We start from the raw sequence: 26,152 nt of genomic DNA on the forward strand, positions 1-26,152 counted from the left end.
CCTTATAAATCGCTCCCTTTTCAAATTTTTCCTGCGAACTATTATTGCATCGAAACGTTTCGATGAGTTTTCTGTAAATAACCAAAACATCCTAATGCAGACGCTTATCGTTTTATGAACGTGTAACCGAAAGGTCTATGAGATGAAAAAAAGTACCCTTATAAACTCAGATATTTCTTACTTGGTGGCAACGTTGGGTCATACCGATGAAATCACCATTTGTGATGCTGGCTTGCCAATTCCTGAGCATGTGCAACGAATCGACTTAGCGCTCACTCACGGGGTACCAAGCTTTATTGATACCGTTCGAGTGATTTTGTCTGAATCACAGATTGAAGGCGCTATCCTTGCCGAAGAGTTTTGTGACGTTAACCCAGACCTGCATAACGCATTAGTCGAAGAGTTAAGCCAAGAAAGCAAGCGCACAGGCAAGACTATTGAAATTAGTTATGTATCGCACGAAGCGTTTAAAGCTCGCACTGAACAAAGCAGAGCAGTGATTCGCACGGGTGAATGTACACCGTATGCGAACGTTATCTTCCAAGCTGGCGTGGTTTTTTAAGCCAGGGAATGTGAGGACAGATTATGACTCAAGCCATTCTACAACTGAGTGAGATTGAAAAAGCGTTTCCGGGCGTAAAGGCGCTAGATAAGGCGAGCCTTCATGTGTATCCAGGGCGGGTAATGGCGCTTATGGGTGAAAATGGAGCAGGTAAGTCAACCTTGATGAAAGTGCTAACCGGCATTTACCACATGGACTCAGGTAGCATTCAGTACCAGGGTCAGCCCGCTGCATTTAAAGGTCCAAGAGATTCTCAAGAAGCAGGTATCAGCATTATTCACCAAGAGTTGAATTTAATCCCTGAGTTGACCATTGCGGAAAACATTTATCTAGGGCGTGAATTTACTGGTGCGATGGGACGTATTCAGTGGAGCAAAATGTACGATGAAGCTGACAGGCTTTTGAAGCGTTTGAACGTAAAACACAGCTCTAAAACTCTGCTTGGCGATTTAAGCCTCGGCGAACAGCAGATGGTCGAAATTGCCAAAGCGATCTCTTTTGAATCGAAAGTCATCATCATGGATGAGCCAACCGACGCACTGACGGATACGGAAACCGAATCGCTATTTAAAGTGATCAATGAGCTTCGTGATGCAGGTTGCGGCATTGTTTACATTTCACACCGTTTGAAAGAGATCTTCGAAATTTGTGACGACATTACCGTACTTCGTGATGGTAAGTTCATTGGTGAGTGTCAGGTTTCGGATACTGATGAAGACGGTCTTATCGAAATGATGGTAGGCCGAAAGCTTGAAGAACAATACCCACGCATTGATGTAAAACATGGTGAGACGTGTCTTGAAGTGATCGGTTTAACCGGCTCCGGTGTTCACGATGTTAGTTTCACGCTTAAGCGTGGTGAAATCCTTGGTATTTCAGGGTTGATGGGCGCGGGTCGTACTGAATTGATGAAGGTGATTTACGGTGCTTTACCGAGTGAACGTGGTGTTATCAACCTAGACAGCAAAACCATTAACCCAGTTAGTCCGCAAGATGGTCTGGCAAATGGTATTGCCTACATCTCTGAAGACCGTAAAGGCGATGGTTTGGTACTCGGTTTGTCAGTCAAAGAAAACATGTCTTTGTGTGCTCTGGATAAGTTGACCAAAGGTGTCCAAATCCAACACGGTGAAGAAGTGGTTGCAGTAGAAGACTTCATCAAACTGTTCAATATCAAAACACCGACGCGTGACCAAATTATTGGCAACCTCTCTGGTGGTAATCAACAGAAGGTGGCAATCGCGAAAGGATTGATGACCAAACCTAAAGTTCTGATTCTGGATGAACCAACACGCGGCGTTGATGTTGGCGCCAAGAAAGAGATTTATCAGCTAATCAATAAATTCAAAGCCGACGGCATGAGCATCATCTTGGTTTCTTCTGAGATGCCAGAAGTGCTGGGCATGAGTGACCGCATTCTTGTCATGCATGAAGGTCGTATTAGTGGCGAATTCGATGCGAAAGACGCCGACCAAGAAAAATTACTCGCCTGTGCCGTAGGCAAAAAGATTAATGAGGAAGCAGCATGAGTACCAATACCATGAGCAAACCGAACGAAGCTAGCAGCAAAAAGCTGTTCACCAAAGAATGGCTGATTGAACAAAAATCACTGATTGCACTTATATTTTTGATTGTTGTCGTATCATTCCTGAACCCGAATTTCTTCACGGTAGACAACATTCTTAACATTCTTCGTCAAACCTCGGTGAATGCGATCATCGCTGTAGGTATGACACTTGTTATCCTGACCGCAGGTATCGATTTAAGTGTAGGCTCTGTGCTGGCGTTATGTGGAGCATTTGCTGCAAGCCTGATTGCAATGGAAGTTCCCGTGCTGGTTGCCGTGCCTACCGCTCTTTTTGCTGGTGCTGCGCTTGGTGCAATCAGCGGTATCATTATCGCTAAGGGTAAGGTTCAAGCCTTCATCGCAACACTGGTTACCATGACTTTATTACGCGGTGTAACAATGGTTTACACAGACGGTCGACCAATTTCTACTGGTTTTACCGATACCGCTGATGCATTTGCATGGTTCGGTACGGGTTATGCGCTGGGTATTCCGGTTCCTGTATGGCTGATGGTAATTGTGTTTGCTGCCGCGTGGTACCTACTTAACCACACTCGCTTTGGTCGTTACGTTTACGCACTTGGTGGTAATGAATCTGCTACTCGCTTGTCAGGTATCAATGTTGACCGAGTGAAGATGGGTGTTTACGCTATCTGCGGTATGTTAGCGGCGCTTGCTGGCATCATCGTGACATCTCGTCTTTCTTCTGCACAACCTACAGCAGGTATGGGTTACGAGCTAGATGCGATTGCAGCAGTCGTTCTGGGTGGTACCAGTCTGATGGGTGGTAAAGGCCGCATTATGGGTACACTAATTGGTGCGCTTATCATCGGTTTCTTGAATAACGCACTGAACCTGCTTGATGTTTCCTCCTACTACCAAATGATTGCAAAAGCAGTGGTTATCTTGCTAGCAGTACTGGTAGACAACAAAAATAAGTAATTCATAACAATCCAAACGATGTGAATAACACTGAGCCAGTCGACGTGTGCTGGCTCACCCTACACAAAGGACTATAACGATGAAAAAACTCGCAACTCTTATCTCTGCTGCACTTCTTTCCTCAACCGTATCTGTGGCTGCACAAGCTCAAGATACGATGGCGATTGTGGTTTCAACTCTGAACAACCCGTTCTTCGTAACGATGAAAGACGGTGCTGAAGCGAAAGCGAAAGAGCTGGGATACGATCTGATTGTTCTTGATTCGCAAAATGATCCGAGTAAAGAACTATCAAACATCGAAGACCTGACTATCCGAGGCGTTAAAGCGATTCTGATTAACCCTACAGATTCAGATGCAGTATCTAATGCGATTCGCATGGCAAACCGCTCTAATGTACCAGTATTGACACTTGACCGTGGCGCAAGCCGTGGTGACGTGGTTAGCCACATTGCTTCAGATAACGTGATTGGCGGTGAAATGGCTGGCAAATACATTATGGAGAAGGTTGGCGAGAAAGCGAAAGTCATCCAGCTAGAAGGTATTGCGGGTACATCAGCGGCACGTGAGCGCGGCGAAGGTTTCATGACGTCAGTAAAAGGCAGCAACATGGAACTTCTTGCAAGCCAGCCTGCTGATTTCGATCGTACTAAAGGTTTGAACGTTATGGAAAACCTATTGGCTGCGAATCCAGATGTACAAGCCGTGTTTGCACAAAACGATGAGATGGCACTTGGTGCACTACGTGCGGTACAGGCATCAGGCAAAGATGTGGTTATCGTAGGCTTTGACGGTACTGAAGACGGCATCGCTGCTGTTAACCGTGGCAAGCTTGCCGCAACCATCGCACAGCAACCAGACCTTATCGGTGCGTTGGGTGTAGAAACAGCAGACAAAGTTCTTAAAGGCGAAAAAGTCGAAGCTTACATCCCGGTTCCTCTAAAAGTGGTAACCAAATAATTACGGCTTTGGATAAATAATCCTAGTTTCTTTGCTCTCTCCTCCGTTTTATCTGTCGTTAGGCGGAGAGGGCAAGAATAGATGCCTTTGACTTTTTATTACGGCTCAGACGAGAAGTTAAAGTCATCTAATGTATTTTTCAGAAAACAGTTTTTCAAAAAGGGTTCATTCAGAACCGAGGATAACCGTATGAATAAGTTAGTAGTGTTAGGTAGTGTAAACGCTGACCATGTTCTTCAAGTGCCTTCTTTTCCTCGCCCAGGCGAGACGCTTCATGGTCGCAACTACCAAGTTATTCCTGGCGGTAAAGGAGCAAATCAAGCCGTTGCCGCAGCACGTCTGAATTCTGATATTGGTTTTATTGCTTGTGTTGGTGATGATTCATTCGGGATCAATATTCGCGAGAATTTTAAGATGGATGGCATCGACATTAGTGCGGTGAAGATGCAGCCAAACTGTCCAACTGGTATTGCGATGATTCAGGTAGCAGATAGTGGTGAGAACAGTATTTGTATTTCGGCAGAAGCGAACGCTAAGCTGACCGCTGAGGCTATTGAGCCAGATCTGGAGCGCATACGCCGCGCTGAATACTTGTTGATGCAACTTGAGACACCGATATGTGCCATCGAGAAAGCGGCGCGTGTAGCAAAATATGCAAAAACGAACGTGATTCTTAACCCAGCACCTGCGCGTGAATTATCGGACGAATTATTAGCGTGTATCGATGTCATCACTCCAAACGAAACCGAAGCAGAAGTCCTGACTGGCGTGACAGTGACGGATAACGATAGTGCTCAGGAAGCGGCCAACATCCTGCATAGTAAAGGCATTGAAATCGTGATGATTACCCTAGGAGCGAAAGGCGTTTGGTTAAGTCAGAATGGTCGTGGCGAGATTATCCCTGGTTTCCGCGTTGACGCTACCGATACCACGGCAGCAGGCGACACGTTTAATGGGGCATTCGTCACTGGTTTATTGGAAGGTTTGTCTTTAGAATCAGCAATTAAGTTTGCACACGCAGCGGCAGCCATTTCAGTTACGCGCTTTGGTGCACAGACGTCTATCCCAACTCGTGAAGAGGTGGACGCATTCTTAGCTGAAAACCAATAAGTAAGGAATTTATAACATGGCAACGATGAAAGACATCGCGAAACTGGCAGGGGTATCCACTTCTACGGTGAGCCATGTTATTAACAAAACTCGCTTTGTTAGTGAAGAGATCTCAGAGCGAGTTAATAACGCCGCAAAAGAACTCAATTATTATGCTCCATCAGCGTTAGCGCGCAGCCTTAAGGTCAATCGAACTCAAACTATTGGTATGTTGGTAACAACCTCTACCAACCCGTTCTTCGGTGAAGTCGTAAAGGGTGTCGAACGCAGTTGTTACCAAAAAGGTTATAGCCTTATCCTATGTAACACCGAAGGGGATAACGAACGTATGCGTCAATCCATTAGTACGCTGCTTCAAAAGCGTGTTGATGGTTTGATTCTGATGTGTGATTCATTGGAAGGGGAGCGTATTGATGTGTTCGAGCGATACCCTGATATCCCGGTTGTGGTTATGGACTGGGGACCAATGCTTTTTACCAGCGATAAGATTCAAGATAACTCGCTGCGTGGCGGATATCTTGCAGTGAAGCACCTGATAGATTGTGGTCATAAGCAGGTCGGCTGTATCACTGGCCCTCTGATCAAGCATCAGGCCCAAATGCGATATGAAGGTTACAAACGTGCCATGCTTGAAGCAGGCTTGACGTTTAATCCCAACTGGATCATCGAATCGGATTTTGAATGTGAAGGTGGCTATCAGGCTCTGAAAAAGATGTCTGAAAGGGGAACGCTACCGACTGCTATCTTCGTCTCTAACGACATGATGGCGATGGGGGTGATCAACGCGGCTAACGAGCTTGGTATCAACGTGCCAGAGGATCTTTCTCTCATTGGTTACGATGATATACATATCGCCAAATTCATGTCTCCATCACTGACAACCATTCACCAGCCTAAGTATCGATTGGGGCAGGCCGCGGTTGAAACCTTGGTCAGACGGCTAAACGACAAATCAGCGGAAGCAGAAGTTGTCCAATTAGAGCCTGCGTTAGTCGAGCGCAAGAGCGTAAAAATGCTTTGTTAGCTCCATTTCTCTAACTGTATGAGTTCGTTTTTTATATCTTTGATAGATATCAATTTTTAAAATTTATGGTTTAATTTTATCCGTTAACTGACAATTTTTACAATAAATGTGACTTTTTGCCAGAAAATGAATACGTACATTTTCATAAGTTGATAAAATATCTATTATTACCGCCTATAAATAATAATATTGTAATTAATGGGGTAATTGGATGGGTTTTGCTCTAGTTCAAAAATACGCTCAGTATTCTGTAAAACGACCATGGTGTCATCGTATTAGTGTAGCACTCGTCTTTTTTGTCTTTTTGTTTAGTAGTTACGGTCTTCTGGCGCACGAGGAACTATCATACTTGCTAGGGATTTTTGTTACTTTTGCAGCGACCGGACTGTTTGCATCCGCATCGGCGTTTAAGAAAAGATACCCAATTTCAAAATCGTAGCTTAAGTGCACGACTAGTTTGAATTATTAAAGGAGGGCTCGTGTCCTCCTTTTAGTTTATTTGGGAAAATGAACTTATTTGGTCAGTTCGTCAATGATAGGACAACGACTTTTAGCATCACCAGGGCAGGAAGATACCCAGCTTTCTAGCTGTTGCTTCATCTCTAGCAGGTGCGCTATTTTCTCTTCCACTTCTTTTAATTTATCCATCGTGCGAGCTTTAACTTCACTGCTTTTTCGATTTGGGTTGTGCGCGAGTTGAACAAACTCTTTGCACTCTTGCAGTGAGAATCCTGCATGTTTTGCGCGTGAAACCAGGTTGAGCTCTTGGATGTGGTTGTCAGAATACTCTCGATATCCAGAATCACTGCGAGCCGGTGGTGAAATAATCCCTTTATCCTCATACAGACGGATAGACTTAGAGGAAAGGCCGGTCAGTTTGGCTACAGCACCAATATTCATAATTCACCTCTTCATTCAAGATAGCGCTTAACGCGATTATATACCCAAATAGATTCAATATGCAGGAGTTAGAGTGAGGTCTTTGGGGTAAGTTCCGGTAAATTAATGAGTTATTTAAAGCTTTTCGAAAGATGGCCTGCCTGTCTCCTTTGGTATAGATAACGTTTTTGATGATCTATATGCTTCTCATGTCGGTGTGTTCTCACGTCGAGAGACCATAGAGCTTCAATGGATGAAATGATAAAACGCAAAAAAGCCCGCTAACAGAGGTTAGCGGGCTTTTTAAATACTGTATTTTTAAGACATCGGTGTCTATTGAGCTTTTTCAGGCTCTAAGTTGCTTTTTTCCTGATGCATTTTAGCTAGGAAGTACACGTTAACACATGCAATAAAGCCGTTAGTTAGTACAACTGGCCATGAATCAATCATAAGGCCGTAAGCGGTAAATAGACCACAACCGATAAAGTTAAGGATACGAAGTTTAACGATGTCTTTCATAGTAAGCGAGATAGCAACCATGATAGAAGCCGCATAACCTAGAATTTCAACCATATTCATTTCCATTTTTTGACCCTCTTTAAATCTGCCGAATATGTCGGTACCAATTCTTCTCTTCTTGAGATTATTGAGGAAGCTCCGTGCCTCGAATGGTCTTTATGTTGGGCGTACTATAACAACGTACATAACGTGATAAAAGCCTCAAAATTGGGGAAAGTGAAGGTTAGCGATTACGCAAACGTTTAATAAGAAAATTATTGATAGCATTATTCATTTGTTTGATTGTGCTGATGAGATCAATAGTTAAAACGTATTTGAAGATGCTTGAATGGTTCACTAAAATAGAAAATGATAATTATTTACATTTGTACTGTTATGTTGAACCTTGCTATTAGCCTTATTCTTTCTTTTGCATTAATCCGTAGAACACACCCAAGTTCTTGGAGTGCTGAGTTGCATATTCTGTCGCATCTGATTTGTGCATTGTTTCTGCAACCGATTTATATTATTCCCTATCTTATGGTTACGTTTTACTCATCCCCTTTGCTGATAAAACTGTCTAAGCGTACGAGTTTCTACAGCGTTATATTTGGCTTTTTGCCACTACTGGTTGCATCGGGAAGTTTTGTTTTCACCTGAAGCAAGCATGTCTAAAGGGTTGCCCTGAAAGCTAAAGCTTCAATACGGTATTTGGTGACAAAGTGAGTTTGATACGACAATAAATCAGTGAGGCTTAACGAGTATTCATTTGGAGAGGGGGAGTTAACGGAGGTGCAGGTTAGGACTCTGCTCTGCTGCTCTAAGTATTAAAAAGCGTTACTTTGTACGTGCTACAACGAGGGTAAGTATGGCAGAACACTACGCGAATTGAATTCGTGATCAGCGATATCGAGGAAACAAGATTAAGAAAACAGTTGTGAAATCATCTCACGCTCTTCCGAAGAAAGCAGTGGAGAACGTTTTTTGTCTAGGGTCTTGCTAATTTCACCCTGAAGAGACTTAAGCTGACTGTCCGTTAAATCACTCAATTTTTGTTTAAGCTCGTTAAATTGCTGTTTGTTCATATCACATTCCTCGTTGTACACAGGTTTATCCTTCATTACCTATTTTTAGGGCCTCCATGGCCATACAACAAACTTATTCACACAAGGCTAGATTAGAGCTCAATCGCATTATTTTTGTCCGAATATTGTCAGGGTGTGTCAAGTGAAGAGTCAAAATGTGACGAAATTGTAAGGTGATAAAACTGGTTTGTAGGAAGGTGCGTAAATATGTAGGAATGGTTACCTGCATGGCTTGAGCGCATGTTAAGTTCAAGAACGCTCGCTTTGATTGATGTATTTATTCGATAAAAAAGGGAAGCTAACAAGCTTCCCGAGTTAAAGAGCAGATCAGTGAGTCGCGAATACAATCAGTTCACGCGAACAGCGAATTTACTTGCCAGTGAATGTAACTCCGGCAACATGCGATAAATAAGGTGGAGTTGTTGCAATACCATTCGAGCCGAGCTGTCATCTTCGTCCCGCCATTCATTTAAACGTTGTTCCAGACCTGCGTCTTCAATATCCGAGAGATCACATGTTTCACAGTGCTGGTGAAGCTGCTGATGAAGAACATCCAAATGCTGATGAATACAACGGTGGGCGTCTAACACTAATTTATGAATGGAGTTATCGTCGATACGTGTACGATGTGCACCCAATGCAGAGATATAGTTCAGCATAGCGTGATTGAGAGTGAGAAAACGGAAACTTTCATCAACTGCGGTTCTGTATTTCCCTGGCTCAGCAAGCATGGTACTGATAGCGGAGGTGAGCGTTGCGTCACTATTATGTGCCTGACGACGTGCGATACGATAACTTAAGCTGTCTTTTTTACCGACTCGGTATTGACCAATGATCTGTCCAAGGTATTGCTTGTTTGCATCAATCGCATCTGACATGACTTTATGAAGTCGTCGGGACTGCCAGTCAGGAAGAATAAACATGACCGCCCCTACCGCAAGCATACAACCAATAATTGTATCGGCCAGTCGAGGCAGTACAACTGCGTAGCCTTCGCCTAGCTGGTTGAACAGGAACAATACGAGCAGGGTGATAAAGCCAGTTGCATAACCATAATTGTTCATTCTAAAGGCGAAAAACATCACACCGGAGACGACAACGAACACCAATTGGCTTTCTTGCGAAGGAAAAGCGGTGAGCAGCATCACGCCAACTAATAAGCCTGCCAACGTCCCAATTACTCGGGCTGTAAGCTTCTGGCGCGTTGCACTGTAGTTAGGCTGACATACAAACAAGGTCGTTAAAAGAATCCAATATCCGCGGTCAAAATCAAACGCCTGAATAATTCCATAACCAAGCGTTAATGCAATCGACATACGTAATGCATGGCGAAACAGTAGGGAGTCTCGATGGAGGTTCGCTGAAATCCGTTGCCACATGGCTTTTAAAGTATGTGGATTGGTGTCGTCCAGCATATCTTCTTCAAGTCTTTCTGCATCAGGGTTGTTGATATTACTCAGCTGTTTTTCAACAGTAGCTAAGTTATTGAACAGGTAAGTAAGCTGACCTAATAGTCGTTTCCAGTGACTCTGCTTTTGTTCTTCGAGATAGTTAAGGGAGTTTTGAACCTCAGCTAAAGCGAGAATGGATTCATTGGTGTGAGTGTACTCGTTACCAAGTTGAATCGCCTGAGCTATATCCCGGCACGCTCGCGCTTGAGATTCCAGCAGGTACTTAAAACGAAATAGGACATCCGAACGTTCAAACTCAGTTGCCAGATCTTGATAACGATAATGACTGGAACTCACGCGCTCGTGAATGTCTTGGGCGATAAAATAGATATTTAAAAATCGGTCACTTGGACCATCGATATGACCGCGTTTCGAGCGGTTAAGCAGCGTGGCTTTACAAGCATTGAGAGCCGTCACTGTCGCTGCGTTGAGGCGTGCAGCTTCAATCCGCATAGGCTGCGGTTCAAGGTTAATCACCGGATGGAAAAGCTTTGCCTTAGCGTCCAGGTAGTTCGCCATTTGGAAAAAAACGTTCGCCAGGTTCTGTTGTACGGGCTGCAGCGGCCAAAAAATCTGCCATATCATCGACATGAAGTAATACCATGCCGCACCAGTTAACAGTAGCAGTGGTTGGAACCATAGATTTGGGCTTTCATGGGCGCCAAGCATGGTATAGATGGCGATAAGCAAGGATCCAAACGCAATACTGGCGTACTTAGGGCCGATTGCACCAAGCATGATGAACCCGAACGTAGAGATAAATAGTCCGATGGCAAATAACAACGGAGTGTTGAACAGAATTTCAATTGAAAACGCGGCAACAGCAAAACAGATGAACGTTAAGATTAGCGCTTTTATTCGTCCGGTAAAACTGTCGTCACTTTCCGCCAGCGCTGCGGCGATAATTCCCAATATTAGCGGCGTAATCAATGTATTTTGACCGAAATACCAGGCAGGTATGACAACACCTAATAAAGTTATCAGTATAAGAATACTGTAGTTAACGGTTTTGTTAGCCCAATAGAGGCGAAATTTAGAAGTTGCTTGCACGTTGCGCCTTAGATTTCCGATAAAAAACGGACAGTTATACCCGTATATCCCGAGGTTGTTTGGATATCATACCAACTCCACTATAGCGTTTTTATGATTTAATTTAAGAAAAAAGATAGCTTGCTTATGAAATGACCAGAAAGAGCCTCGATATTAGCGTGACTAGTTAAACGCTTAATCTTTAAGGCTTCCTGAGTTGATAATTTCTTTACGTAAGCATGATGTTTTTAGGTTGATTAGTGTTAGTAATGTTCACAAAATCAGCAGTAATGTGAAATTTATTTAAGAATGTAAACCAGATGCTTATTTCAGTGCGTCGCATTGCTACAATTTGATGTTCTAAAATGATATAAATCGAAAACTTATCACTCGAAAAGGCGCACATTTCATGCAGCTTACTGCCACCAGCAAAGCACAGTTTTTTATTCAAAATGAGTATTATCATGTCGAAATAAAAGAGAACAGTGTTTTATTAAGTTCCATAGGCAGTGAAGAGCATATTCCGTTTACCGTGTGGAATGGCAAAGTTAACGTCAAGCGTGGTTTGCTTTGGAGCTCGCTACAATTCTTTTCTCACGAACAAGATGGGAAGCAGCGAAGCTGGCTGGTGCAGGGGTTACCATGGCCACAATGCAGAAAATTCGCGCTTGATGCGGTGCGCCAGTATCAGGACTGGCACAACAATCAGTGTAAAAAGTTAGCCGAATACCTTCCTGTATGGGAAGAGGAGCTCTATAAGTTAAAACACCTGCCTGCTTATCTTTCACACTCCCAGGTTACGTCCTGGGTTGAGCGTTTAAACCAAGATCTCGTGGAAATTAAAACGACTTTGGAAGAAGCAAAATTACGCATGCCGAACCGCATGGCAGAAATTGAACCTTGGCTTGTTGATACTTCTGAGACGTTAGAAGAGCGAAATCGAGAGTGGTTGGAGAGTGAACGTCCAAACTGGGAGGTGCTGTTCAGCCGTATTGAGTCTTCACCATTGAACCTGTCTCAGCAATATGCCGTACTGCTCAACGATGATCACAATCTTGTGCTCGCAGGTGCCGGTTCTGGTAAAACTAGCGTCCTTACCGCACGTGTCGCTTATTTACTTCAAAGCCATCAGGCACAATCTGAAGAACTGCTAATGCTTGCTTTCGGGCGTGATGCCGCAACAGAGATGAAAGAGCGCTTAGTTGAAAAAGTAGGTATGGCGGCAGAGGGCACTCGTGTAAACACCTTCCATCAATTAGGGTTGTTCATACTGAATCAAGTCGAACCACAGTCCGTGGAGATCAGCCCATTAGCGTTGGACGATAACCAACGTACGGCGTGGTGTATTGATTGGCTTAAAAAGCATTGGATGACGCCAACAAACTTCAAGCGCTGGCAAAAGCATTTGGACAAGTGGCCTATAGCCTATTTGAAAGGGGATGACGAGCTGGGTAGCCATTCTGAGAACCCTAAACTGATTGCGTGGTTGGACTCACAGCTGTCACATCTGGCGGCGGTCGGATTAACCAAAAAGCAGGTTCAAGAAAAACTGGTCGATCATCAAGAGTATACTCGATTAAATAGTGAGCTCGCGCTGTGTTGGCCATGTTTTACTGCCTGGCAAAAAATGCTCAAAGAGACAAATCAGGTTGATTTCCCAACGATGATCAGTCGAGCGACTGAGTATGTAAAAAAAGGTAAGTTTGTCGCTCCGTGGCGCTTTGTTATGGTCGATGAGTATCAAGATATCTCTCCTGATCGTTTAGCGTTAATAGAAGCGCTGTGCGAATCCAGTGAGAAACAAGCCGGTGCAACATTATTTGCAGTAGGGGATGACTGGCAATCCATTTATCAGTTTGCCGGAGCTGATGTTGATCTGATTACTGGCTTTAAAGACAGATTTGCGTATTCGACGGTTCATCATCTTGACACAACTTATCGTTTTAACAATCAGATTGGTAACGTGGCAAATGCGTTTGTACAGCAAAACCCGGCACAGTTACCTAAGACTCTAAATAGCCACAAACAACGTAAGCAAAAAAGTGTCCACACCGCGCCAAGTAACCAAGTGGAGAAAATCCTCGACCAGTTAAACCAACAGGCGAAGCAAACTAAGTCGGTGTTGCTGCTTGGACGTAATCATTATCATAAACCAGATCTATATGATGACTGGTTGAGACGGTTCCCGAACCTTGATATTCGCTTTATGACATGTCACGCGAGTAAAGGGCGTGAAGCGGACTTCGTGATTATCCTGTCGGTAGATGAAGGGCAATTCCCAGCGAAGAAAAAGCAAGTCCATATTGATGGTGCCTTGACGGAATCTAACGATAAGTTTCCGCATGCCGAAGAGCGCCGATTATTCTATGTTGCGATTACCCGAGCGAAAGAAAAAGTCTGGATTACCCATACAGGCGCAGGTTCTGCGTTCATTCAGGAGCTGGTTGCAGGGGACTACCCAATCATTACTTCGCGCTAAATAAAATAGACGCCGTTTGAAATAACAAAGGCGATACTCGGTATCGCCTTTGTTTTATCTAAAATATCGGGCACAGATTATGTGCGCTCGCTCAGATAGGCTTCATAGTCTGGCACTTCGATATCGACTTCTTGTTCGATAAGCGGAGAGTTGAAAATGAATTTTGCAGTTGCACGGTTGGTCGCAACTGGAATATTCCAAACGCTGGCAATACGAAGAAGCGCTTTTACATCTGGATCATGTGGTACGGCATTCAATGGATCCCAGAAAAACACCAGTACGTCGATTTTACCTTCCGAAATCAAAGCACCAATCTGTTGGTCACCACCCATAGGGCCGCTGATCATATTTTTAATCGCTAAGCCTGTTTCTTTACTTAACATATGCCCTGTTGTCCCTGTCGCATACAGGAAGTGGCGTTGAAGTTGTTCTTTGTTTTCTTGTACCCAGCGAAGCAGTTCAGGTTTGCAGTTATCGTGCGCAACTAAAGCCACGTGCTTGTGTGCAGGCATGGTACGAGTTGTTTTTTGCATCAAGTTATTTCCGATTCAAAATGATAAAGTTATTTTTGGTGTATTGGTTAATGAAACACTTTTTTAATCGATCAATCAATAGGCTTGACGCTGAATGTTGGCCTATATTCGGATGGGGATAACGATTCCTGAATTGTATCTTCGTCAAGCGTTGTTGGTGTCAGTGGTATGATGCTCGGTGACGCATGTTTTTCATAAGGTAAGTCTCTCAAGTAGCGTGTTGCCTGAATGAGGGATAGTCGACCTTGCTCAACCATTTTATCCGTTGCTGCAAAGAGTACCTTATTACGCAGTAAGCCACGATAAACGCCGTGACTTAAATAGACGGAAACCAAGCCAATCTCACTCGCTTTATCGGCACTGCGCAGCTCACTGATCGCTGCCTCAATGGCCACTGCGCTTCCAACAATGTAGTCAATATTGCCTTGGTCAATGACGCGTTGCACTAGGTTACGCTGTAACTCTTTGTCGTTATCCGCCCACAGAGTAGTAACAACGTGGATATCGCTGTCTTTTATGGCGTCGTAAAAGCCCGTCGCTACCGGTTTTGTTCCACCGCGAGTGCGCGGGCCAAGCAACAAAGCGATATTGGTATTGCCAGAACCTTTGGGATGACGTTCGGCTAAATACTTTCCTGCTTCATGTCCCATCCAATACCAATCCACTCCGACTTCACCTTTTAGCAGAGGACTCTGTTTTTTATCTAGAATGAGCTGGTTGACTGTTGCGAATACGGGGGTGTCACCCACTAAATTGGTTAAGTTGTGTTCATAGGCATGAGGGTCGACCGTACCCAAAATGATGGCGTCGGCACCCCATTGATGACACAGCTTGAGTTGCTGTTCCTGACGGTGTTTAACCGGATATCCACCGGCTTCTAATACGCGAAGGTGAACGCCTTGTTTTTCTGCTTCAGAAACCATGCCGTAATTGACAGACAACCAATACGAATCTTTTAGATGTGGGTAAATGGCACAAATTTTTTCTTCTGCTAGCGACGGTAGGGATGCGAACAATGCTCCGGCGAGGACGAAGTGTTTGATAATTGAGCGAAGCAAGCTTTGATTAATAACCATGGATGAAGTTCGTTGGCTTAGATTGAGTGAACAATGCAAAATATAACGTATTATACCCAAATATCCTCAGGATATTTATTTTAGCAATATCACTGTGAAGCTTTCATATTGAAATTATTTGAGTATATTTCGCCAAACACGAATAGTAAGGTCATTAAAATATGCTGCTAGCAACCGCAAGTATCGGTCGTAAGCTTTTGCTCTCTTTTATTGCGATGGCAATGTTGGTCATGTTGTCTGCATTGATCGGCATGTCTGGCTTTTCGATGGTGTCGAAAACGGAAAGGAACGTGGTTGATTCTGCGATTCCTGCCATGATAGAAGCCCGACAGGTCTCTGAGCTAAGTTCTCGTATTATTTCTTCTGTTCAGACGCTGTCTAACGCCAAAAATGAATTTGAGCGACAAGCCGCAGGACGAGCACTCTTCGACCAACTAGAGGTGTTGCTTTCTCATATCAAAAAGCTTGGCAGAGACGCGTTTGATTCCCAGCTACTCAATACATTAGAAAGCCATGTTCAACAGGTTATTAATAACCTGGGTGATTTAGGCACGTCGGTTGAACGTAAGCTCTATCTCGCCAAAGAGATAGAAACTCGAGTCGAAGAAATGCGCTTGCTTAGTGAGGAACTGGAACAACTGACCCGAACTCAAGTGCAAAACACCAGCACTGTCGCTGTGGCGAATGTGACTCACATTTATGGTCTGCTGGAAGCAAACAAAAAAGAACAGGCTTACCAAGCTCTGGATGCGTTGGTTGAAGTCGATTTGGATCTGACCGAACGGTTGCATGAGTTTCATCTGCTGGCGTTTCAGGTTCTCAACCAAATTGAAGAAGCGCGTACGCTGACCAATCTAGATCGTATCCAACAAGTTCAGGCGGACTTCGCTAATAACCTTCGAATTATGAAGAGGCGCGTGCAGGCGGTGGAAGACCCGACGTTGTCGACACGAATGGGGCAGCTGCTTACGGATCTTGGTGAACGTCAGGTCGTCTTTAGCATCTTAATGCATCAATATGAAAATAATGAGCAGTCTCAACAATTAATGCAAAGAACACTGGAGCTATTTGCTGAACTTAACAGTACCGTTAATAAGTTGGTTGATGATTCCAACACTGCCACGTCGGTTGCGATAGATGAAATGACCAGTTCACTCACATTTGCACAATGGTCATTGGCGATTATTTCGGTGGTTGGCCTCATAGTGGCTATTTTAATTGTTTGGCGTGTTGTTTATGTGTCGGTGCTCAAGCGACTTGGGGAGTATTCATCAGCGTTGCTGTCGGTGGCGCAAGGCAACTTAGCAGTGGATCTGACAGTCAAAGGAAAAGATGAACTCGCGCATATGGGGCGAGCTATTATTACCGCAAGAGACACCGCTCAGGCGTTAAAAGTCGTCGCAGAAGGAGAGGCGAAGGCGAAGAAAGAACTCGAAGAGCATAAAGAACACCTTGAAGAATTGGTAGAGCAACGTACTTCTCAGCTAAAGCAAGCCAATTACCGCTTGAATGAAGAGGTATTAAACCACGCTAAAGCACGTAAGCAGGCAGAACAAGCTAGCCGAGCTAAGTCTGCTTTCCTTTCTACGATGAGCCATGAAATACGTACACCTTTGAATGGGGTACTAGGAACCGCACGTTTGCTCATGGATTCAGGCTTGAATCCACTGCAAAAACGCTATGCCGACATCATCAATCGAAGTGGTAAAACGCTACTTGCCATCATCAATGACGTTCTGGATTACTCGAAAATAGAAGCCGGCCACCTCGAAATACGTCATTCAGACTTCGACTTGCATCAACTGGTGCAAGACACTTACCAGCTAATGGAAAGTCGTGCCAAAGAAAAGAACTTGTTGTTCTCTTACCATATTGAAAGCGATGTGAATAAGTACTGGAAAGGGGACGCAACACGGATCAGTCAGGTGCTGAATAATCTGGTTGGTAATGCGATAAAATTCACCCAGGAAGGGGAAATTGATATCTATGTGTGCCTCAATCCTGAAGACGAAACACAAGTTCTGTTCGAAATTTCCGACACTGGTATTGGTATCGCGGATAAAGAGCAAACATCGCTGTTTGATGCCTTTACTCAAGCCGAAGGTGGATTGAGTCAAACTGGTGGAACGGGGCTTGGCCTTGCGATCAGTAAACGCATTATTGAAGCAATGGATGGTACGTTGGCGTTTGAATCAGAAAAAGGCCAAGGCAGTCGTTTTTGGTTCTCGTTGCCACTCGAAAAGAGCGACGAAGTAAAAACAAATGCGGTTGTAAATACGCCATGTGAAGTGAAAGCCAAAGTATTGCTGGTTGAAGATAACGAAGTAAACCGAGTGGTTGCGGAAGGTTTTCTGCAGAGCATGGGGCACGAAGTCATCATGGCTGAAAACGGACTTCAGGCAGAAAAAATATTAGAACAGCAGGATTTCGATATAGCGTTAGTCGACATCAATTTACCTGATTGCAACGGCGCCGATTTAATTCAGCGTCTTAAGTGCATTGAACAGAATAAGCCTCAACGACAAGCGAACTCGCCCACACCGATGGTTGCGGTTTCTGCTCATGTATTTGAAGAGGAAGTGGAACGCTATCTGGAGGCAGGGTTTGATGGTTACTTACCCAAGCCATTAGTGAAAGAATCTCTTGAAGTCATGATTCAAGAGCAGTTAGACGGCAAACCGTTGTTATTGGGCCAAAGAGAGCAGGGTTCATCGCATAAAGAACCCGTTTCCACAGACGATGTTTTGATATCTGTAGATAATAACCCGCTTGCTGCTGAAGATATTATTTCACCACACGTTGTGCTTTCTGATATGAAGATTTTGGGCAGAGAAAGAATGCTGCACATTATTGATTTATTCCGAACCAGCAGCCTGGATGCTCTCAATCAATTAGAGATAGCCGCAGAGAAAGATGACACACGTGAGGTGAGGTCCTTAAGCCATAAACTCAAAGGAAGTTCGGGTAGTTTAGGCTTAAACACGCTAATGAGAACGCTGCAGAGTATCGAAGCTGCAGAGGACCCGCTAGAGGCGTACAAGCAAAAGAAAAGGGTGCTTGCTGATCAAGTAACCGCATCGATAACCGCGCTTGATGAACTGATAGTGGATCAACGACTATGACAAAAACAAAAACCTCCGGAAGGTGCCGGAGGTTTCTTCTATTCACTCATGTCATCTTCCCACTCGAACCGAGTGTCTAGAGCATAAGGGTCATCGTCAAAAGGATGATCCACTCTGCCTCGCAAGTATTCGAGTTGATGCTCAAGCATATTGACCGTATCGTAGTCTCCCTCTGAACAGGCAACGTAAATCTGTTGCTCCAGAGCGGCAATGTTATCTCGGATACCCATGAGAACCCCCTTAAATCGTCATCGATTCTCAAAACGATTATAGTCAAGTAATCCAAATTCGATCGGTTGATTTGTACGGTACCAATGATGAAGTCGATCGCTGAACGGCCAGAACTTTTGTGAGCTACGACGAATCGCAAAACGATCCAATAACTTAACGTAATCCTCTTCATTTTGAATATTGCTGAATTGATCGACAAAATCTTTTACTTGCGCTTCTTCTATCGAAAAAAACGCAGCGGGATAACTTCCAACCACACCACGGACGATGGTCATATCATCTTCTGAGAAGTTGCGATTACTTTCTTCATCGAACAAGCTGGAGATATTTGTATGCGCATTATTGTGGAGCAGGGTAAAGAGTTCATCTTTCCCAGACTTGCTGCGCACCATCAACATTGTTATTTGAGGCACTGGTTTTAACCCTTCACCACGTACCTGTCCGATACGTTTAATTTGCTGCTCATTCCCCTCGGAGAGCGCTGTATTGGTGATCTCATAACGAGGATGCAGAATCGGAGACAGATCTTCTTTCAGCTTGTTAAGCAATTCAGACTTCGGATCATCCGTTTGGTAAACAATGCTTGTCGGCTGATTAAACGGCTTAACATTTCTCAATAAGAAATCCGATAATTGAGGGCTTTGGTCTTGATACCAGCTGGATTGTAACTGGTGACGCATGTCTGCCGGTAATAATGAGATAAAGTTACTTTCGCCTTCCATACGCAGAAAGTCCATAAACATACGCGTAATCAATTGGTGGCCAAAGTTGCCGTAGACATCAAACCCGGCTACGAGCAGGTAATGGACTCGTTCAAGCAACACGTAATCCATGACCCAGACCGTTTTAGGCTGGTCGCCCACTAAACCTTGCACAACCGAAGCACTGTCAAAATGGCGGAAAACGGTCAGAGCAGCATTAGTGTTGGTTCCATCACCATCCCAGATAACGTCTGTAGACAGGTGCTCGCCATGTTTGAACCAATGGTTTGCAAAGTCCGACTTCGCTTCAAGGTAGCGAGCTTGTTGGCGAGAGTATTTAACCCAGTTCGCTACAGGCAGCGTGTTGCTTTCTAACTCGCTCGGCAGCTTTAAGTTTTCTGCTTGTGAGCGATAAAACTCGTTCACTTCAGGAATATCGCTTTTATCTGGATCGAGGAAGAATACCCAGAAACGATCGTTAATGACATTGAGTGCCAACTGACCACGGCAAACCGGACCTTTAATAAACGCCATAATGGTATTTTGCGCATTGTCGAGCATGAACTTAAAACGCGACTTCACTGGAATGTCAGTAAATGAAGTCATTGGGTTCGCGGCAACTTCTGGTTCATAGCTAGGTAGCTCATTGACCGTATAGTCAGGTTGAATAAACCACTTTTTCCAATTGTCGATACGCTGTTGATTTAACGCATATGGCATATGTGTTTTGTCTACAATAGTGCCTTGCTCTGGAATGATTCGGTAGTAAACACGTTCCGTGTTTGGATCATCATATGGACGACGAGTTGAAATACGTTTTACAGGCTGACCCGGAGGGGTCTGGGAGCGAACCAGAGAGAAAAAGCGACGGGTCGGCTTATCGTTTAGCTCAGAGAAATACAAATGAGATAAGAACAGATGCTCATAGATGTAGCGCGCCATGAGCTGGTTCTTGAAGTCATCCTGATTCAGTAACGATTCGTACTTAGTAATCTCGGCTTGTTCATGCCTGCTAATCGGCGTGTGGCTATTCATGACTGCGCCATTTTCCAGCCAGGTCATCAATGTAAGATACTCAGAGTCTGTCAGGTTTGGCATGCCAAAAGGCATCCCCCAAGTCGGGTTGTCTTTCTCATACTGCTCATATTCTTCGATGGTCGGGCAGGTTTGTTCTCTGTCTATCGAAAAATCAAACCCTTCCAACTGAACTTGATCGGGCAGAGGATGACGTTCTTTTTGCACTAACAGTCTTGCGATTAAGCCTGCATCCAAGTTCGCAGCCATGCTTTGCTCACGTTCATTTAAGACCGGGTGAAAGCCGGCATCACGCCATTCTTGAGTGGTTTCTGCGTCTTCAAAAAGACGGGTGGGTGCTACCGCAGTAAGACGTGTGCCTTCATAAACCAGCTTTTTCGTCGCGCCTCTATCAATGCCCTCCACTGATGAGAGTTTCAACTGACAAGGTGCGTCGTAGCACGCGTGACAAACCACGCAACGATTATCCACGATCGGCTTTACTTTGTTTTGGAAAAAGTTTGCATGCTGTGTTTCAGCACTCGCGGTACGCTCTCGTACCAGTTGAGGGCCAAAAAGCACGTCGTAATTCAGACCAGCATAAGTGGCACAGCCAGCAAAGAGACTAACAATGCAGAGTAAAAGAATGAGGCGCAAATTCATGGAGTTACTTGGGTAAATGAAGTTTAAACTCATTAAAGCAAAATAACAGATTAAATACCAAAGATTACAGCAAGGTGTTTAGAGTAAGGAGCCTAAATCAACCCGAAAGATAAACCGATTCTGGTTCCATAAACAGGTTGGTACGCCATATACAATTTGTTGCAAATAGTTAATTTATATACTATAAACTTTGTTGCATTGCGTTTGGTTTGTTCAGAATTTGTTACTACATAGTCAATACAGTAGTAGAGCCGATGCATGTATTTTGAAAAGTTGTATCAACGGACAAAAGTCAAAGATCGGCGTTTAGTTGAATGATGGCTTTATTGCTTGAATGGCTTGCCATGGGCGGCGACAAGTAGCTCTTTAATTTTTTGGCGCAGGGCAAGATGAGCAGGATTGTCAATTTCACGCTTGTGATAGACAAACTTGTAAGGGATGGAGTGAATCGAAATAGGGCAAGGGAGCACTTGCAGATTCAGCGCCTTACTCCATTTATTTGCAAACGATTTAGAGACGACGCCCAAGCAATCTCGGTCGGCAACATATAAAGCCATGCCAGCTAGCGAAGATGTCACTAAATCGACTTTTCGTTCCTGTATCTTTTCTTTAGCAAGTTGCTCAAACCCAGTCATGTTTTCCCATTTTCCAGAAAACAGACAGTGTCTTTCTTCATAAAACTGTTGTTTTGTAAGTGTTCCTTGGATTCTGGGATGGTCTTCTCGGCAAATGACTACCGCTTCTTCTGAGTATGCATCTTCAATAACAAATGCAGAGTCTTTTGTTATGACTGTATCTATAGCTAAGTCGACTTTTTGTTGCCTTATGAGCTCAAACAGAATGTATTTTTCCGGTGGAGATTCATAAAACACCACGTTTTCAATAGGAGGCATGCTATGTAGCAAAATCTCTGAGCAGCATACTTCAAAATGGTTTTTATCAGATATTGCACTATCAATGATACTTACCGCTTGCTGAAATTGAGGAAGCAATTGATGTGCGGTGGAAGTAAGAGCTATTCCGCGGCCTTTTTTAACGAATAACTGTTTATCTACGACTTGTTCTAAACGCTTTATCGCTGCGCTTACTGCAGGTTGCGTCAACCCAAGTTGCTCCGCTGCCTTTGTGTAGGATTGGAACTCGGCGACGACCAGAAAAGTTTGGATAAGGTTTAAGTCCATAACGCTACTCATAAATTAGATTTATAGATCAACTAATCCTGACGGTATTTATCGTCTGAAATTAGTGCTTTATCTTATAACAGTAATGGTATTGGAATGCGAATGCCATTTTAATGCATCAGCGAACTTTTGGAGAAAATATGAAAAATGCGACCAAAACGAGCAGTAAAAAACTCGTACTTAACGCATGTACTTTAGCGCTAGGTGCTGCTTCTGCAACCGCATACGCAGCTGACAAACCGAACATCCTTGTTATCTTTGGTGATGACGTTGGTTACTGGAACCTCAGTACCTATAACCAAGGGATGATGGCTTACAACACACCGAATATTGACACGATTGCTCAAGAAGGTGCGAAGTTTACTAATTTTTACGCCCAGCAAAGTTCCACAGCAGGCCGTTCAGCATTTATTACCGGTCAGATGCCTAAACGTACAGGCTTGTCTAAAGTAGGCTTGCCTGGCGCACCTGAAGGTATTTCAAAAGAGGACCCAACGATTGCAACCATGCTTAAAGAGCTTGGTTACGCAACGGGTCAGTTTGGTAAAAACCATTTGGGTGACCGAGACGAGCACTTGCCAACAAACCACGGCTTCGATGAGTTCTTCGGTAACCTTTACCACTTAAATGCGGAAGAAGAACCAGAGAATGTTGATTACCCTAAAGATCCAGAATTCAAGAAAAAGTTCGGCCCTCGAGGCGTGATTCACTCGTATGCAGACGGCAAGATTGAAGATACTGGTCCTCTGACCCGTAAACGCATGGAAACCGTCGATGGTGAATTCCTTGATGCGGCAGAAAGTTTCATCGAGAAACAAGTAAAAGCGGATAAACCATTCTTTACTTGGTTCAACACTACTCGTATGCACAACTTCACTCACGTTCCAGAAGAATATCAGGGCAAAACAGGCGCTGGATTCTACGCTGATGGTGTGAAACAGCATGACGATCAAATCGGTCACCTGCTTAATAAGATTAAAGAGCTAGGCATTGATGACAACACTATCATCGTCTACACAACAGATAACGGACCAATGATCAATTTGTGGCCAGACGCTGGTATGACTCCATTCCGTTCTGAGAAAAATACGGGCTGGGAAGGTGCATTCCGCGTTCCTATGCTGATTAAATGGCCAGGGCAAATCGAAGCCGGTAAGACGTTTAACGGTATGATGTCACTGGAAGACTTCTTCCCGACATTGGTTGCCGCGGCAGGTAACGATAAAGTAACGGACGAATTGCTCAAAGGTAAGAAAGTTGGCGATATGAACTACAAAGTTCATTTAGATGGCTACAACCAATTACCATACATTACTGGCAAATCAGAGGAATCAGCTCGAAATGAGTTTGTTTACTGGAGTGATGATGGTGACCTGCTGGCACTGCGTCAAGGTAAGTTCAAGTTCCACTTTATGATCCAAGAAAATGAAACGGGACTAGAAATTTGGCAGAAACCATTTACTAAACTTCGTGTACCGAAGATCTTTGACTTGAGCATTGACCCATTTGAACGTGGTGATACGGGCATGGGCTACAACACTTGGATGTATGAGCGCTCATACTTAATGGCACCAGCGATGGAAGAAGTAAAACAAGTGATGGATACCTTTAAAGAGTTCCCACCACGTATGGAAGCAGGTTCATTTGTTCCTAAGTAACCTTGCACTTAAGCTAAGACTAGAATAAAAATGAATGGCGCTCTCAGGAGCGCCATACTTAAAAAAGAAAGTAGAAAAGCCAACATTCAAAAGAGAGGCTGCATGAGCAAAACTTCACCACGTCATTCTACGGCTATGCCAATTGTTCCGATGAAAACGGCATTTAAATCCGAGCAGGGAAATGAACGCCGCTTTCATGTGATGGCGAAACCCGGCGGCGCAAAGTGCAACATTGACTGCCAATATTGCTTTTACTTACACAAAGAAAACCTGCTTCATCAACCAAAACAACCCAAGATGGATGATGAAACCTTAGAGGCGTTTGTTAAGAGTTATATTGAGAGTCAAGATGGCGAACAAATCGTATTTTCGTGGCAGGGCGGTGAACCGACACTGCTTGGGTTAGATTACTTCCGTAAAGTGGTTGAGCTACAGAAGAAATACAAACCTAGTGGCACTCGTATCGAAAACGATTTACAAACGAATGGTATCTTACTCAATGATGAGTGGTGTGAATTTTTATTAGCGAATAACTTCCTGGTCGGCTTATCTATCGATGGTCCAGAAGAGCTGCACGACAAATACCGTAAAACGCGAAGTGGTAAACCGACTTTTCATCTGGTGATGAAAGCGGTAGAAAAACTTCAGCGTCACGGGGTACGGTTTAATGCGCTGGTGACGGTTAACCGCCACAACGTTAAGTACCCTGTGGAAATTTATCGATTCCTCACTCGCGAGTTGGGCGTGACTTATATTCAGCTTGCGCCCGTGGTTGAAGCGAATGACTTTCACACTACCGCGCCTCAGTTCTGGAACGAACAGATGATCCCTGTCATGGGGAGCGAGTTAGCCAAGCCTGGACATCCAATGTCAGTGGTAACGGATTGGTCGGTGGACCCTGATGATTGGGGCAAGTTCCTTAGTGAAATGTTTGTTGAGTGGGTGAACAATGATCTCGGCCGTGTGTTGGTCAACCTGTTTGAAACGGCGGTTGCTCAGGTGATGGGTAAACCAGCGCAACTCTGCATTACCTCAGAGTTCTGCGGAAAGGGCTTAGCGATAGAGCACAACGGTGATGTGTACAGTTGTGACCACTACGTTTATCCCGAATACAAACTTTCCAATATTCACGAACATTCGTTGAACGAGATGGCATTCTCTACGCGTCAGTTTAGCTTTGGTATGGCAAAGCGAGATTCATTGCCGGACTACTGTAAGAAATGTCCTTACCTTAAATACTGTTGGGGCGAATGTCCTAAAAATCGCCTTATTAAGACGCCGGATGGTGAAGAAGGGCTGAATTACCTTTGTTCTGGTATTCGCCGTTTCTTCGATGACACCTTACCTATGCTGGTGGGTCTATCTCAGATTTTACAACAACAGAATTCTAAGTAAGGAAGACGAATGAACAACGCGCAGCAAGCAATTAATAAGCTGATTGAAGAGACAGAGAAAAGCGTCATTGGTCAAAGCCACGTGGTGCAAGCGTTGGTGATTGGTTTATTGACCAATGGACATATTCTGTTGGAAGGTTTACCGGGTACCGCAAAAACGCGTTCAGTAAAATCATTAGCCAATCTTCTGAACACTAGTTTCGGTCGTATTCAGTTCACGCCTGATCTTCTACCTTCGGACGTCACGGGTACCGAGGTTTATCAGGAGTTAGATGGCAAACCGCAGCTACATTTTCAGCCGGGTCCCATTTTTAACAGCATTGTCCTTGCCGATGAGGTTAACCGTGCTCCTGCCAAAGTGCAGGCCGCGCTGCTAGAAGCCATGGCTGAAGGCACAATAACTGTTGGCGATAAAACGCATGTGTTACCCGATCTATTTATGGTACTAGCGACGCAAAACCCGATCGAGCAAGAAGGGACGTACCCTCTGCCTGAAGCGCAAATGGACCGCTTTATTATGAAGGTTACGGTGGACTACCCGGAAGATGCTGCTGAGCGCGAGATTATTCGTTTGGTTCGTAGTGAAGAACTTGGGGCGGAAACCAGTTCCGAGTTGGTTACGCCGCAGCATATTGAGCCCGATTTGGTTTTAGAAGCACGCCGTCAACTGCCCGATGTCGCGGTTTCTGAATTAGTTGAAGACTATATTGTCGCGTTGGTGATGGCGACTCGTAAGCCAGAGCGTTATGCAGACTCGCAATTATCTAAATGGATTGAAATTGGCTCCAGTCCCCGCGCTTCAATTTCGTTGGATAAGTGTGCTCGCGCCTATGCTTGGCTTCAAGGACGTGACCATGTCACACCTGATGATGTCCGTGCTATGGTCCCATCAGTATTAGGACACCGATTCTCACTCACCTATGACGCGCTAGCTGACGGTGTGGATCATCAACGAGTCGTTGAGGAATTACTCGATTACGTTGAAATCGGATAAG

The 26,152-nt window shown here is 44.3% G+C and carries 20 protein-coding genes; 11 read left to right on the top strand and 9 right to left on the bottom strand.

Features of this window, described 5'->3' with window-relative positions; translation table 11 throughout:
- Nucleotides 1-142: 142 nt before the first annotated feature.
- The 6 genes from rbsD to VEJY3_RS19080 all read left to right on the top strand — a co-directional run bounded on the left by rbsD (nucleotide 143) and on the right by VEJY3_RS19080 (nucleotide 6,163).
- Nucleotides 143-562 carry a D-ribose pyranase gene (rbsD, locus tag VEJY3_RS19055; protein WP_014234052.1) on the top strand — a complete coding sequence of 140 codons (420 nt, stop codon included), beginning with the start codon at nucleotides 143-145 and terminating at the stop codon, nucleotides 560-562.
- Nucleotides 563-585: 23 nt separating this feature from the next.
- Nucleotides 586-2,091 (top strand): ribose ABC transporter ATP-binding protein RbsA, encoded by a 1,506-nt coding sequence (rbsA, locus tag VEJY3_RS19060; RefSeq protein ID WP_014234053.1) that lies wholly within the window; start codon nucleotides 586-588, stop codon nucleotides 2,089-2,091.
- Entirely contained in the window at nucleotides 2,088-3,071 is a 984-nt protein-coding gene (gene rbsC / locus VEJY3_RS19065; protein WP_014234054.1) for a ribose ABC transporter permease, read from the top strand. The genes rbsA and rbsC overlap by 4 nt, the downstream gene beginning before the upstream one ends.
- A gap of 79 nt (nucleotides 3,072-3,150) precedes the next feature.
- Complete coding sequence (rbsB, locus tag VEJY3_RS19070; RefSeq protein WP_014234055.1) at nucleotides 3,151-4,029, top strand: ribose ABC transporter substrate-binding protein RbsB; 879 nt, start codon at nucleotides 3,151-3,153, stop codon at nucleotides 4,027-4,029.
- A gap of 189 nt (nucleotides 4,030-4,218) precedes the next feature.
- The gene (rbsK, locus tag VEJY3_RS19075; protein ID WP_014234056.1) at nucleotides 4,219-5,139 is read left to right on the top strand and encodes a ribokinase; all 921 of its coding nucleotides are present in this window, start codon (nucleotides 4,219-4,221) and stop codon (nucleotides 5,137-5,139) included.
- Nucleotides 5,140-5,155: 16 nt separating this feature from the next.
- Entirely contained in the window at nucleotides 5,156-6,163 is a 1,008-nt protein-coding gene (locus tag VEJY3_RS19080; protein ID WP_014234057.1) for a substrate-binding domain-containing protein, read from the top strand.
- Nucleotides 6,164-6,676: 513 nt separating this feature from the next.
- Here VEJY3_RS19080 and cueR read toward each other — a convergent pair.
- From cueR to yccS, 4 genes are all read right to left on the bottom strand, one after another.
- Complete coding sequence (gene cueR / locus VEJY3_RS19085) at nucleotides 6,677-7,063, bottom strand: Cu(I)-responsive transcriptional regulator (protein ID WP_014234058.1); 387 nt, start codon at nucleotides 7,061-7,063, stop codon at nucleotides 6,677-6,679.
- A 312-nt stretch (nucleotides 7,064-7,375) separates the two neighbouring features.
- Entirely contained in the window at nucleotides 7,376-7,627 is a 252-nt protein-coding gene (locus VEJY3_RS19090) for a YgjV family protein (RefSeq protein ID WP_014234059.1), read from the bottom strand.
- Nucleotides 7,628-8,463: 836 nt separating this feature from the next.
- Nucleotides 8,464-8,625, bottom strand: coding sequence for a hypothetical protein (locus VEJY3_RS25870; protein ID WP_014234060.1), 162 nt, complete (start codon nucleotides 8,623-8,625; stop codon nucleotides 8,464-8,466).
- Nucleotides 8,626-8,972: 347 nt separating this feature from the next.
- Nucleotides 8,973-11,126, bottom strand: a complete 2,154-nt coding sequence (gene yccS / locus VEJY3_RS19095; RefSeq protein WP_014234061.1) for a YccS family putative transporter — start codon at nucleotides 11,124-11,126, stop codon at nucleotides 8,973-8,975.
- A gap of 388 nt (nucleotides 11,127-11,514) precedes the next feature.
- Between yccS and helD the strand changes: the two genes are divergently transcribed.
- Nucleotides 11,515-13,584, top strand: a complete 2,070-nt coding sequence (gene helD / locus VEJY3_RS19100) for a DNA helicase IV (protein WP_014234062.1) — start codon at nucleotides 11,515-11,517, stop codon at nucleotides 13,582-13,584.
- A gap of 77 nt (nucleotides 13,585-13,661) precedes the next feature.
- Here the strand turns inward: helD and VEJY3_RS19105 are convergent, their stop codons facing one another.
- Nucleotides 13,662-14,117: a methylglyoxal synthase gene (locus tag VEJY3_RS19105; RefSeq protein ID WP_014234063.1), complete on the bottom strand. Its 456-nt coding sequence runs from the start codon at nucleotides 14,115-14,117 to the stop codon at nucleotides 13,662-13,664.
- Between the two features lie 71 nt (nucleotides 14,118-14,188).
- Entirely contained in the window at nucleotides 14,189-15,193 is a 1,005-nt protein-coding gene (torT, locus tag VEJY3_RS19110; RefSeq protein ID WP_014234064.1) for a TMAO reductase system periplasmic protein TorT, read from the bottom strand.
- Between the two features lie 161 nt (nucleotides 15,194-15,354).
- Here torT and torS point away from each other — a divergent pair, with 161 nt between their 5' ends.
- Nucleotides 15,355-18,315, top strand: coding sequence for a TMAO reductase system sensor histidine kinase/response regulator TorS (gene torS, locus VEJY3_RS19115; protein ID WP_014234065.1), 2,961 nt, complete (start codon nucleotides 15,355-15,357; stop codon nucleotides 18,313-18,315).
- Nucleotides 18,316-18,353: 38 nt separating this feature from the next.
- On the opposite strand, the gene VEJY3_RS19120 is transcribed toward torS, so the two are convergent.
- From VEJY3_RS19120 to VEJY3_RS19130, 3 genes are all read right to left on the bottom strand, one after another.
- A complete protein-coding gene (locus VEJY3_RS19120; protein WP_014234066.1) occupies nucleotides 18,354-18,545 on the bottom strand; it encodes a hypothetical protein in 192 nt (63 codons plus the stop codon).
- Nucleotides 18,546-18,563: 18 nt separating this feature from the next.
- Entirely contained in the window at nucleotides 18,564-20,924 is a 2,361-nt protein-coding gene (locus VEJY3_RS19125; protein ID WP_014234067.1) for a fatty acid cis/trans isomerase, read from the bottom strand.
- A 323-nt stretch (nucleotides 20,925-21,247) separates the two neighbouring features.
- Nucleotides 21,248-22,105: a LysR family transcriptional regulator gene (locus VEJY3_RS19130; RefSeq protein ID WP_014234068.1), complete on the bottom strand. Its 858-nt coding sequence runs from the start codon at nucleotides 22,103-22,105 to the stop codon at nucleotides 21,248-21,250.
- A gap of 140 nt (nucleotides 22,106-22,245) precedes the next feature.
- On the opposite strand from VEJY3_RS19130, the gene VEJY3_RS19135 reads away from it, so the two are divergent.
- The 3 genes from VEJY3_RS19135 to VEJY3_RS19145 all read left to right on the top strand — a co-directional run bounded on the left by VEJY3_RS19135 (nucleotide 22,246) and on the right by VEJY3_RS19145 (nucleotide 26,151).
- Nucleotides 22,246-23,763, top strand: a complete 1,518-nt coding sequence (locus tag VEJY3_RS19135; RefSeq protein ID WP_014234069.1) for an arylsulfatase — start codon at nucleotides 22,246-22,248, stop codon at nucleotides 23,761-23,763.
- 102 nt (nucleotides 23,764-23,865) lie between these two features.
- Nucleotides 23,866-25,158, top strand: coding sequence for an anaerobic sulfatase maturase (locus tag VEJY3_RS19140; RefSeq protein ID WP_014234070.1), 1,293 nt, complete (start codon nucleotides 23,866-23,868; stop codon nucleotides 25,156-25,158).
- A gap of 9 nt (nucleotides 25,159-25,167) precedes the next feature.
- Nucleotides 25,168-26,151, top strand: coding sequence for a MoxR family ATPase (locus tag VEJY3_RS19145; RefSeq protein ID WP_014234071.1), 984 nt, complete (start codon nucleotides 25,168-25,170; stop codon nucleotides 26,149-26,151).
- Nucleotide 26,152: the final 1 nt, after the last annotated feature.

It is taken from the genome of Vibrio sp. EJY3, from assembly GCF_000241385.1.
Classification (GTDB): Bacteria; Pseudomonadota; Gammaproteobacteria; order Enterobacterales; family Vibrionaceae; genus Vibrio; species Vibrio natriegens.